7 protein-coding genes and 1 other annotated feature are annotated in these 12,767 nt (G+C 45.2%); all 7 genes read right to left on the bottom strand.

Annotated features, from left to right (window positions below):
• Positions 1–580: 580 nt before the first annotated feature.
• Positions 581–3,016, bottom strand: coding sequence for a phenylalanine--tRNA ligase subunit beta (gene pheT, locus ACO4PX_RS00525; protein ID WP_485570874.1), 2,436 nt, complete (start codon positions 3,014–3,016; stop codon positions 581–583).
• Positions 3,017–3,032: 16 nt separating this feature from the next.
• Entirely contained in the window at positions 3,033–4,055 is a 1,023-nt protein-coding gene (gene pheS, locus ACO4PX_RS00520) for a phenylalanine--tRNA ligase subunit alpha (protein ID WP_485570873.1), read from the bottom strand.
• Positions 4,056–4,202: 147 nt separating this feature from the next.
• Positions 4,203–4,432, bottom strand: a binding site (T-box leader).
• An 89-nt stretch (positions 4,433–4,521) separates the two neighbouring features.
• Entirely contained in the window at positions 4,522–6,459 is a 1,938-nt protein-coding gene (locus ACO4PX_RS00515; protein WP_472450190.1) for a sensor domain-containing diguanylate cyclase, read from the bottom strand.
• Between the two features lie 44 nt (positions 6,460–6,503).
• Positions 6,504–7,988: an extracellular solute-binding protein gene (locus ACO4PX_RS00510; RefSeq protein WP_314833435.1), complete on the bottom strand. Its 1,485-nt coding sequence runs from the start codon at positions 7,986–7,988 to the stop codon at positions 6,504–6,506.
• A 132-nt stretch (positions 7,989–8,120) separates the two neighbouring features.
• Positions 8,121–8,624, bottom strand: a complete 504-nt coding sequence (locus tag ACO4PX_RS00505) for an NUDIX hydrolase (protein WP_455016937.1) — start codon at positions 8,622–8,624, stop codon at positions 8,121–8,123.
• Positions 8,625–8,898: 274 nt separating this feature from the next.
• Entirely contained in the window at positions 8,899–11,811 is a 2,913-nt protein-coding gene (locus ACO4PX_RS00500) for a methyl-accepting chemotaxis protein (RefSeq protein WP_485570871.1), read from the bottom strand.
• Positions 11,812–12,048: 237 nt separating this feature from the next.
• Positions 12,049–12,767: methyl-accepting chemotaxis protein (locus tag ACO4PX_RS00495; RefSeq protein ID WP_485570869.1), on the bottom strand; the 719-nt coding region annotated here is incomplete at its 5' end.

The following is a 12,767-nucleotide window of genomic DNA, read 5'->3' as shown; positions in this document are numbered from 1 at the left end:
GAGGGGAGATTTTGAGGTAGACAATCTGAGCTCGTCGGTACTTAGCAAGAACGAGCAAAGCGAAGTTCGAGCTTAGTACCGCTACGTAAGCGAAGTTAGCGAAGGCGTGTCTACCGAGAAATCCCCCTCGGACTTCTGCTATAAGACATACCGTAGTAGTTTTTCAATAGATTTTCACCATAGATTCGGCAAGCAAAAAGCCGAGGGGAGATTTTGAGGTAGACAATCTGAGCTCGTCGGTGCTTGGCAAGAACGAGCGAAGCGAAGTTCGATCTTAGTACCGCTACGTAAGCGAAGTTAGCGAAAGCGTGTCTACCGAGAAATCCCCCAGGTCAATGCCGCCAGGCATAACGCAGTAGTTTTCCAATAGATTTTTTACTATAGATTTGGCAAGCAAAAAGCCGAGGGGAGATTTTGAGGTAGACAATCTGAGCTCGTCGGTACTTAGCAAGAACGAGTGAAACGAAGTTCGAGCTTAGTACCGCTACGTAAGCGAAGTTAGCGAAAGCGTGTCTACCGAGAAATCCCCCTCGGCTTTTTGCGTACTATATTCTATTTCAAAAAACTACGAGGCTATGACTTAGGCATCCCTCAGTCTTGCTCCCTTCTCCTCCAAAGCCTTCAAAAGACTATTAGTACATCCTACAATCTCCTGCTCGGTAAGGGTATGGTCCTTGGCTCTGATGCTGACCTTATAGGACATGGACTTGTAACCCTCCTGCACCTGTGCTCCCACATAGATATCGAAGAGTTCAATCTTCTCCAAAAGCTCTCCCGCTCCCTTTCGGATGGCCTCCTCCAAGTCGCCGGCCATCACATTTACCGGTACTAAAAGAGAGAAGTCACGGGTAACCGCCGGGAACTTTGCCACCGGCTTATACTTTCTAAAGTCTCCGGAGAGAGGATAAAGAGCCTCTAAATCCAGAATGGCCACATAAGCCTTTTCCTTCATATCAAAATTCTGCAATACCTCCGGATGAATCTCTCCCAAGGAGCCTAAAAGCTTTCCTTCGTAAGAAATATTCGCCTTTCTTCCCGGATGGTAAAATGCCTTTTCGCAATCTCTATCATAGTGGAAATTTCCCTGTAAGCCGGACTGACGAAGCAGTTCCTCCACCTCTCCCTTTAAGCTAAAGAAGTCTCCCTCTCCTGCAAATCCAAGGGTTAAGGTCATTCTCTCCTCCGGAAGCTCTGTCAAGGGAAGAGCCTTGGGGATATAAATTTTAGCCATTTCAAAAAGCTTGGCATTCTTATTCTTGTGATGCTCATTTAGGCTTAATGCCTGTAACATGCCCGGTACGGAGCTGGTACGCATTACGGAGAAATCCTCTCCCAAGGGATTGGCAATGGTAATCTGCTGCCATTCCATAGCATCCTTAGGAAATAAAAGCTTCTCATACACCTTCTTGGACTCAAAGGAATAGAAATAGCTCTCGGAATAGCCCAAAGCCTCTGCCAAATGACGAAGCTTCTGATTTAACTGTAAATCCTTGGCCTTACCTCCAACGGTGGTAGCCTTTGGCAGGGTGCTGGGAATCTTGTCATAGCCGTAGAAACGGGCAACTTCCTCCGCAATATCCGCCATTCTCTCCAAGTCCTGTCTAAAGCTTGGGATAACAAGGGATAGCTCCTCCCCATTTGCACCGTTCTTTACCTCTACGGAAATCTCCAAAGCTGTCAAAATCTTCTTCATTTCCTCTCCGGAAAGAGAAAGTCCTAAAAGATTGTTGATGTCAAAAACGGAAACTGTAAGCTTGGTATCCTCCCGCTTTACAGGATAGCAGTCCAACATTCCTCCCACTACCTCTCCTGCTCCAAGCTCTTCAATCAAGGTGCAGGCTCTATCCATAGCCATTTCGCAAAGGTTTGGGTCTAAGCCTTTTTCAAAGTAAGCGGAAGCATCCGTACGAAGTCCCAGCTTTCTTCCGGAAAGACGAATATTGGTACCGTCAAAGCAAGCCGCCTCCAAAACTACATTCTTCACCTGATCGGTAATCATAGAATTCTCTCCTCCCATGATTCCTCCCAAGGCAATGCTTCTTTCCCCGTCCTTAATGCAGAGGATACTGTCGCTAAGCTCATGCTCTACGCCGTCCAGCGTGGTGAAGCTTTCCCCTTCCTTGGCTCTCTCCACAATGATTTTATGTCCCTTGATGGTGTCGTAGTCAAAGGCATGCATGGGCTGTCCCAGCTCCAGCATCACATAATTGGTGATGTCCACGAAATTGTTGATGGGACGAATTCCTGCGGTGCGAAGACGGATCTGCATCCAAAGGGGGGAAGGAGCAAAATGCACATTTTTAATCAGTCTTGCGGTATAACGTTTGCAAAGCTCCGGAGACTTTAATTCCACGGAAAGATAAGAAGAAATATCCTCCTGATTGCCAATCTTTTCAATCTTTGGATACCGGAGCGTCTGCTTAAAAGTTGCCGCCGCTTCCCTTGCCAAACCAAGTACAGAGAAGCAATCCACACGGTTAGAGGTAATTTCATACTCATGTAAAATATCCCGAAGGCCTAAAAGTTCTGCCGCATCCACTCCCACCGGAGTTCCTTCCGGGAAAATGTATAAACCGCTCTCCGGTGCTTCCGGGAACAGATTCTTCTCTCCTCCAAGCTCTTCAATGGAGCACATCATGCCGTTGGAGGGAACGCCCCTTAGCTTTCCGGCACGGATTTCCACGCCTTCCTTGGGCTTACTGCCGTCATGGGCAACTTTCACCTTACCCCCGTCCAAAACCACGGGAACCACGTCTCCCTGCTTCATGTTCTGAGCACCGGTAACAATCTGAATCTGCTCGTTTCCGATATCTACCTGGCAAATGGAGAGCTTGTCCGCATCCGGATGCTTCTCCAAAGAAAGAATCTTTCCGGTAACAATCTTTTCCAGATTCTCCCCCAGATCCTCCATGGTTTCTACCTTATTTCCTGCCAATGTCATGGCATCCCGGAATTCCTGTCCGCTTACGGAAAGTCCCGGAACATAGGCTCTCAGCCAATTCATGGATGTATTCATATTTCCCCCCTAACTCTTAAAACTGCTCCAGAAAACGCAGGTCATTTTCATATAAAAGACGCATATCATCGATTTCATACTTCAAAAGGGCAATTCTCTCCAAGCCCACACCGAAGGCGAAACCGCTGTATTCCTTGGAATCGATACCGCAGCTCTCCAAAACCTTGGGATGTACCATACCGCAGCCCAAAATCTCAATCCAGCCCTCTCCCTTACAGAAACGGCAGCCCTTTCCCTTACATTTAAAGCAGGACACATCCACCTCTGCGGAAGGCTCCGTAAAGGGGAAGTGGTGGGGACGAAGCTTGGTCTTGGTATCCTGTCCGAACAGCTCCTTGGCAAACAAATCCAGAGTTCCCTTTAAGTCGGAAAAATGAATATTTTTATCAATCACCAATCCCTCAATCTGGTGGAAAGAGGGGGAGTGGGTAGCATCCACCGCATCAGAACGGAAAACTCTTCCCGGACAAATCATGCGAATAGGCGGCTTATGAGTCTCCATATATCTTGCCTGTACGGAGGAGGTCTGGGTACGGAGCAAAATGTTGGAGTTGATATAAAAGGTATCCTGTTCATCTCTTGCAGGATGTCCTTTCGGAATATTCAGCTTCTCAAAGTTGTAGCTGTCATACTCCACCTCAGGTCCCTCTACCACTTCATAGCCCATGCCGATAAAGATTTTCTCTACCTCTTCCAGAGCTAAAGTATTGGGGTGGGGATGTCCATAACGAATCTTCTTGGCAGGAAGGGTAATGTCAATGGTCTCCTCCCGCATTTTTGCTTCCCGAAGACTTCTTTCCAAGGCCTCTCCATGGCTCTTAATGCTCTGCTCCACCTTTTGGAACATTTCGTTAACCAGCTGTCCGAACTTTGGTCTTTCCTCCGGACTAAGATCCTTTAAAAGCTTCTTCGCCTCGGTCAGTTCTCCCTTCTTCCCTAAGACCTGTACTCTGATGTCATTTAAGGCTGTTAAGTCCTTGGAACCTGCAATCTGTTCCTCTGCCCGTTTTACAATCTCTTGCAATACTTGATGATCCATACACTCTTCCCTTTCCACTTTGAACTTTGTTTTACTTCCTTTTACAAAGGAAATCCGCTTTCTTTTGAGAACCTTTTTAGAGTTGTTCTTTTTTACTTATTTTTACTTATTTCTACTAATAAAAAAGCCCCTGTCTGTTCTCAAACAGACAGGGACGATTGCTCGCGGTACCACCCTGTTTTTCGATTCTTTCTTCTAAACCAAGAACCGAACCCTCATTTTGAATGTAACGTATTCCACGGTTTTTGCTACTCTCCTTCACAAAAACAGCTCCGGCGGGAAAATTCCATCGGGAAGATAGAAAGGACTTTCAGCCAAGGTCCCTCTCTCTAGGCTATCTTTTCTCCCTTTGTACTGGGCGCCATCTTCGCTTTTCAACCGACAGTTTATTGCCTAATGAAGGAAAAGTCAAGCTTTAGGCTCCTACTCCGGCCGCTTTCTACATTTACTCCGACTCTGACTTTTTCTATTCATTCTCCGGACTTGCCTCTTTGTGCTGATTCTCAAATGCAGGCTTTTTCTCCTTCTTTTCCTCTTCGTCTTTTTCCTTGCCTAAGTCTGTAGCTTCACTCCAAACACGAATCTGGCTCTTGGTAGTCTTCTTAACAACATACATGGCATAGTCCGCATTTTTCTGGAGCTGATCCGGATTGGTTCCTCCTTCGGGGTACCAGCTCACACCGCCGGAAAGACGAAGCTGCTTCTTCTCTCCATCCGGAAGCATGATGAAGCTGTTGTCAATGGTTTCCTGCAATCTTTCAATCAAGGCATTGATACGACTGCGATTTCCCTCTTCATCAAAGATAAAGGCATTGAACTCGTCTCCGGAAATACGGGAATAAATGGCTTCATCCCCCAATCCTTCTCGCATGGCATCGGAAGCACAGCGGATATATTTGTCTCCATATTCATGGCCGTAGGTATCGTTTACAATTTTCAGATTATCCAGGTCCATCATGATATAAGCACCGATAGCATTTCCTCCGCCCTTTTTCTCTAAAAGCTCCCGGATTCTTCGTCCGAAGGCTCTTCGGTTATAAAGGTCTGTAAGGAAGTCATGGTCTCTTTCGTATTGCAGATTCCTTTGTTCCTGTAAAAGTCGATCGGACAAATCCTCCAGGGCCTCCGACATCTGATCAATCTCTAAAATGCCGGTTTCTCTGAGACGAAGTTTATCCGTCGTCTTATTACTGCGAATCGCCAACGCCAGCTTACGAATAGGCTTTTGCAAAAACAGGGAAATCACAAGGCTTCCCACGATTCCGATGCCCAGAGTCAAAATAATGGTAACGGACATGACGAAGGTCATCCGGTCCGCAAAGCGGTTCATGGTCTTATAGGGAATAGCTGCTCCCAACTGCCACTCCACATCGGTGAAGGGTCCCACTGTGGAAAAAAGATGTAAAGGCATACTGAAGGTAAAATAGTTTTTCTTATCAGAAACAACTTTCCCTTCCCGGTCTTCTCCTATCGTAGCTTCTATCGAATTGAGCTGAATGACATCCTGATAGCTTGTACTGCTTCCCTCAGAATTTCCCGTCTTATGAATACTGAGAAAATAAGAGGCCGTTCCACTGCTGTCCAACTCCCTGGAAGGCAGGTTTTGCTTCAAATAATCCACCAAAATATCTACCCCTAAGACGCCATACACCCGTCCGTCGGAAAGACGCAAAGGAACCGAATAGGCAATGGCTTCTCTGGTTTCGCCGAATAAGGTATAGGGCTTACTCCAAAAGCCCATATCCTCCCAGGTCATCTCTGGCTTACTGTAAAAGGTCGCTTGGGTCGGCTCATATAAAAAGTCATAGTAGGGCACATCCGCCGTACCGAATTGAAAGCTGGTATTCCAGGTCTTATCGGTGGCAATCTGGGTATTTCTCACCACCAAAAGGGGCGAGCGTTCAATCAGTAAATCCAGGTTTTCCGAACTGGCTCTGGATTCCGGATCCAAATCTCGAAAATACAGGCCCGGCTTATCCATATATTTCTTGGACTTCATGCTTTCTTCCAGATTGTCCGCATTTAATATCATGAAAACGCCGGTAACGTGATTGGTACGCATCATACTGATTAAGTCCATACTGACTGCACTTAGGAATGGAGCGGCATTTTCAGAGCTATCATCAATAGCCTCGATATCCATCTTTCCCGCATCCACCAGACCATCTGCCAAAAGATTAATCTTTTGCACGGTTTGGCTGACATTCATCCACTGATTCACCATCAGGCTTTCCAGATAATTTCGTCTTGCTTCCACACGACTTTCAATGATATCTTGGGAATTTTTATGAATCAGAGAAAACAAGCCCTGACCATAAATCGAAACCATCAAAATTAAAATCTCTAAGATAACCAAACCCATCAAAGGAATCAATATTTTCGTAAAAATCGGTTGTTTCTTCATACTCACCCTTTGGCAACTTCCGCTCCCCGCCTTAGCAAAGAGTCTTAATCATCTGACAACAAATAATTTATTTCCTCTAATAAAGTCTCATAATACTGTTCAAAATTCTCATCATTATCATACTCCGCAATAGCATCCTCTCTGGCCACACCGGAAGCCATAGCTGTTTCAATCTTATACCGATCCGACAGGGCCTTATCCTGCAGCTCGTATTCCAGAGCTTTTCGTATTTCTGCCAGATTAATGATGGAAGGGGTAAAGTACAAGGTATTGGAAGACATGGTGGACAAGGCCTTTTCCAAAGAAGGATCCATACCGCTCCCCTTCTCCTTATCAATAGCTTCCACGGTAAAGCTGTCCACACGTACCGGAAGATATTCCGCAGAAAGAGCGAACTGGGCATTTTCCTCATAGCTGGTCAGCCACTTTAAAAATTGAACGGAGGCTTCTACTCTCTTCTTATTCCCCTGAACAATACCCATGCCGATTCCCTGCTGCATCGCAATCTCTTCCCCGCCTTCAAAGTGAGGAGCCGGCAAAACAAGATTGGTGATGGCATGTTGTTCCCGGTCCGAAATAATCACTTCCTTCGGAAAGTAAACACTGGAAGCAGAAGAACCGGTATAGGCTAAAATATCCCCTGTCTTAACATCATCGGAACGAAAGCGCCCTTCGGAGGTGAAATAGCCTTTTATAATAGGAACATATAAATTATCCCATAAGGTTTTCATCACTTCTTTAGGGAATTGCACCTTAGCATTTCCTTCCTCATCTACAGAAATCAGATTCACGCCCAGCTCTCTCGCCCCTACCAGCATATAGTTCGCATAATCATCAATGCCATAGAACGCTTTGCCGTCATCCGGCGTTTCCGTAAGAGCATCTGTGTATTGGTAATATTTTTCCGCAACCCGAAGCAATCCTTCCTTCGTCCTTAATTCCGAAAGCGTGGTGCCGGTAGCTTCCGCAAAGCTATCCCAGTCAGTTTTATTGATAAACAAAAGCTCTGTAGATTTTGCCACAGGTAAAATCTTAACGCCTCCATATTTCCTTCCCAACCGTCCTTCCTCAATAAAGCTGGGCACAAAAGCGCTCCAATCCTCTTTACTGAAATAGGAATCCAGGTCGGTAAGAACCCCTTCCTCTTCCAAAATCATCGCTGTATCGGTGTGCAAGCTGACAATATCCGGATAATCTCCCTGGTCCAATTTCTTTTGGTTTATCCCATGTAAATTATTCTGTAAATCCAAGGTAGAACCGGGGTTATAGGCCTTCACCTCTACGCCGATATCCTTTCCTCGACCTTCATTGAAGCGATTAATCGTTCGCTGAAAGGCCTCCTGTTGGATACCGGAAAAATAGGTCCAAACCGTGATTTCCAAGGGCTCTTCTTTCACACTAAAACCGCCCCTTTCTTTGCTAAAGGGGCTTTCTGTAGAACTGACTACCTTGGTACCGCAGGCCAAAAGCCCCAGTGCCATGGTCAGTAATACCGGCAATTCTAAAATCTGTATTATACTTTTCTTCATTTCCTTAACCCTTACATTCTCCCATAGCCCATGCGTATTTTTGTACAAAAAAATATCGGCATTGTTATTAATAGCAATAATACATTTTGTATAGCACTATAATTTTTTAATAAATGGGAAAATTTTCGGCATTTAGGATGAGAGCAAATTCTCTTTCCCATCCAAAATGGCTTCCAACAACTTCCCCTCCCGGTCATATCGTAAAGTTAAAGAGAAAAATCCCTCTCCCTTTGCCAACAATTCCAGAAAGATCCGGTCTCCCTCCCAAAGGGGTAAAGCTTTTACCTCTTCATAGGAAAAATATTGCAGTTCACCTTCCGAACATTCCTTTAAAGAACCTTCTTCCAGCACGGCCGTAAATAAAAACATATAGCTGCAATCTTCTTCTCCATAGAAAAAGCTTACAATTCCCCTTAGTTGATGGCTCAGGACATGCAGTCCCGTCTCCTCGAAAACTTCTCGGTAAAGACAATCCTCCGGGCTTTCTCCCGCTTCAAAATGTCCTCCTACACCGATCCATTTTCCTTTATTAATATCTTCCTTTTTCTTATTCCGGTGAAGCATTAACCATTTGCCCTCTTTCTCTACATAACAGAGGGTGGTTAAAACACCGTCAGCAAATCTTTTCTTCTCCATATGCAACAGTATACACAAAAATTGCACAAATTCCAAGGGGGATTTTTGCGCAATTTATATAAAAACATGGGTGCTTTCCTTTATTTTTAAGTTTTACTTTCCCCTTTCCTACGGTCTTCCGAATACTCCTGCTATACAAGTGATAAATACTGAAGCCTATTCTTCCCGGCACTTTAGAAAGATTACCCAGCTACGCCGCTGATACAGCTTAAGACCAGAGAAAAAGAGGACCGGCACACAATGGCTTTGGTCCTCTTTCTAAGATGCTGACTAATTAATACTTATCATCATCCGGCAAGATACTTCTCTTATACTCGGTTTTTCTGATTTTTCCTAAATCCTTGGCTAAAGCCTCTTCTCTTTCCGCCTTCTCCTCGGTGGAAAGCTTTTCCGGCTTCTGTACCGGAGTCTTCTTTACTCCGTCCTGTGGTACATAGTGAGCATCTCCGGGAATGGGAATCTGGGATAAATCCATGCCGTCCATGCCGCTGATATCCACTAATACCTGTCCTTCTTCTACAGCGGGTGCTGCAGCTTTTGCCTTTTTCTTTTCTACCGGCTTCTTAACAGGAGCGTCTTCCTCCTTCAGCTCATGTGCTTCCACAGCTTTTACTTCTGTTTTAGCTTCAGGCTTTTTTTCGGTTTTAGCTACCGTTTTTTCTGCCTTCACCTCCACCGGCTTCTCTTGTGCCGGCTTCTCATTCTTTGGTTCAGCAGGCTTCTCTTCTTTTCTTGCTACCGGCTTTTCTAATTCTGCTGCAACCGGAGTTGCTTTTGCTTTCTCCACAAAAGAAGTATTCTTTACTTTCTCTACTACAGGAGCAGCTACTCTTTTTTCTGCCGCCGGAGCCACTTCTGTCTTTACATTTGACGGAACTGCCTTAGCCCGAAGTTCAGTAGTAGCAAGCTCTACATTTTCCTCCTCTACAGGAGTCGGCTCTTCCTTCTTTGTTGCCGCAAAGCCGTTCAATTCTCTCTTGTAAGGTTCGGTTCTTAACTGGAACTTCTCAAGCAATTCGTTCAAGCGGTCTGCCTGTCCGGAAAGCTCTTGAGAAGCTGCTGCGGATTCTTCTGCTGTTGCGGTATTGCTCTGCACAACGGAGGAAATCTGATCCAGACCTGTAGTAAGTTGCTTGATTCCCTCTGCCTCTTCCTCGGATGCGGAAGAAATGGAGGTGATAATACCGTTAATCTTCTCGGTTTTCTGGGATACTACCGAAAGAGACTCTGCAGTTTCCTCTGTGATTCTTGCTCCCTTATTTACCGCCTCAATAGTTTCCTCGATTAAGCTGGAGGTGTTCTGGGCTGCCTTTGCAGACTTCTGGGCAAGGTTTCCTACCTCATCCGCTACAACCGCAAAGCCCTTTCCTGCCGCTCCCGCTCTTGCCGCCTCAATAGCCGCATTCAGGGAAAGAATATTGGTCTGGAAAGCAATATCGTCAATGGTCTTAATAATCTTGCTGATTTCCTGAGACTTCTCGGTGATGTCTTGCATTGCTCTGGACATCTCGTTCATCTTCTGGTTACTGGTTCCTACCGCACTGCCGGTTTCCTTGGAAAGTCCGGAAGCATGCTGGGACATTTCCGCTGTTTCCTTAATCTTTACGGAGATATCATTCATGGTTGCGCTGAGCTCTTCGATGGAAGAAGCCTGTTCCGTTGCTCCCTGTGACAGGGACTGGGCGGAGCCGCTAACCTGCATAGCGGAAGAGTTTACCATATGAGAGCTGTTCTGAATCTCTCCCATGGTGACATTTAAGTCATCTAAAATATCATAAAGGCTGTTCAGCAGAGGCTCATATTCTCCGTTGTAAAGCTGGGTATTCCAGAACTCGAAGGAGAAATTTCCCTTGGCAATCTGTTCCAGCTTTCCTGCCAAATCCTGAATAATGCTTCGGATTCTCTCCACAACCTTTTCCATACTCTTGGCAATCTGTCCGATTTCATCCTGGTAAGGGTAGTTGATTTCCTTGGAGAAATCTCCTTCTGCCACGGATTCTCCCACATCGGCAATCTTCTTTAATGGATTCAAAGACTTCTTGATGAAGAAATAGCTGAATCCTACCAAGAGAGCAATTCCCAGAACGGAAAGGGGAACCGCCAACATAATCATGTTACTGATTGCCTTAGTATATTCCTTTTCGGAAACCTCGATGGCTACCCACCAGGTTACGCCCTCTATCTTTAATGGGCGGGCATTAAACTGCACCAAATCTCCCTTTTCATTTTCAATGTGTGTATTGAAAGGTTCTCCCTGATCCAGATAGGATTGAAGCTTTTCCATGCTGTCCGCAGGAAGAATATCGCTTAACTGCTTTCCCTTGGCCTCTTCGTTCATACTGAACATGATGTGACCGTTGGTATCAAAAACATTACTGTATAAGCTCTCGAATCGCTCATCCTTCTGTTCAATGATTTCAAAGGAACTCATATCCATATCGATAATGACGATTCCCTTAAACTCATCCTTATACATAATCGGCTCAATAACGGATACAATCCATCCCCCTGTTGCACTCTCATCTTCATAGGCATTGGTCAGGTTCAATCCCTTATTTTCCTTTGCCTTCAGGTAGTAGTCCTTCTGGGAATACATGCTGTAGGGATAAACCATCAGCTTTCTCTTCTCCGCATCGGTTCTGCTCATGTAGGGGGCATAGTTTTCGATGCCCTGATAAAAAGCATTCGGCTCCAGAAAAACACCGATTCCTACATAAGTATCATTATTGCTTAAAGAAGAATAAATAGAGTCCAAAAGGGTGGTCTCCGCATTATAGCGGCTGGCGGGAATCGCCGCATCCACAATTCGGGAACGGAACATGGTTCCTGCCATATTGGTGGGCTCTAAAATATTGTGCTGATCATCCTCAATGGTCCAAAGATTGGAGGGAACTCCTCCCGCCATATCATTTTGATCATAAATACTGATTAAGCCTTCTTTAATAGTATTCGCTGTAACCTCGGCCTGGGTAACCACGTTATCCAAATCCGCAATTCCTAAACGAATTTTATCATCCATATTTCCCCGTAAAGCACCATAAATTGCGGTTCTTCCCATGGAAATAATAGCAATACTTAAGCCTGCCATTAAAATTATGCTAAGAAGTCCTATTGCCACAGACATTCTTGTACTGAGCTTCATCTTTTTCCAAAAGGATGTCCCAGTGGTATTGCTTCTTTTTTTCATTTTGTGTTTTTCCTCCTTGAAAAATACTACTTCCTGTTTTCTTCTCTAATTCATCGTCCGACTTAGCCCTTTTTATAAGGTAAATTCCCTTTTCCCTTGCACTTTCCTTATTTTTTATAAATAACTTCGAATTATCGCTGCGAACTAAGCTTCTTCCTACAATAAAAACAGCCCCTTAGAACTCTGCATTATCCCCAAAACAGGGCTTTGCAGCTTCTTAAGAGGCTGTCTTTTTAATTAATCCTCGTTCTTCAGTTGAAAACGATTTACCAGATCATTCATGATATTGGCCTGGCCGGAAAGCTCCTCGGAAGCTGCCGCAGACTGCTCTGCCGTTGCGGTATTGCTCTGTACCACAGAGGAAATCTGATCGATTCCCATAGTCAGCTGAGAAACACCTCTAGCTTCCTCCTCCGATGCGCTGGAAATGTTTGTGATAATGTCGTTAATATCCTTCGCATGGTTGGATACGGTTGTCAGAGATTCTGCGGTTTCTTCCGTAATCTTAGCTCCCTTATCCACCGCCTCGATGGTTTCCTCAATCAGACTGGAAGTATTCTGGGCTGCCTTTGCAGACTTCTGGGCCAGGTTTCCTACTTCATCCGCTACCACTGCGAAGCCCTTTCCTGCGGCACCGGCTCTTGCCGCCTCAATAGCCGCATTCAAAGATAAGATATTGGTCTGGAAGGCAATATCATCAATGGTTTTGATAATCTTACTGATTTCATTGGACTTCTCGGTGATTTCCTGCATTGCCTTGGACATTTCTTCCATCTTTTGGTTACTGAGACCTACCGCCTCCTCTGTTCTTTGAGAAAGTCCGGAAGCCTTCACCGCCATTTCCGCAGTTCCCTTAATCTGGGTGGAAATGTCGTTCATGGTAGCACTTAATTCTTCAATAGAAGAAGCCTGCTCTGTAGCACCCTGAGAAAGTCCCTGAGCACCGGAGCTCACCT

The sequence above is a fragment of the Oribacterium sp. genome, from assembly GCF_057249185.1.
This window is presented reverse-complemented; position numbering and strand designations above follow the sequence as displayed.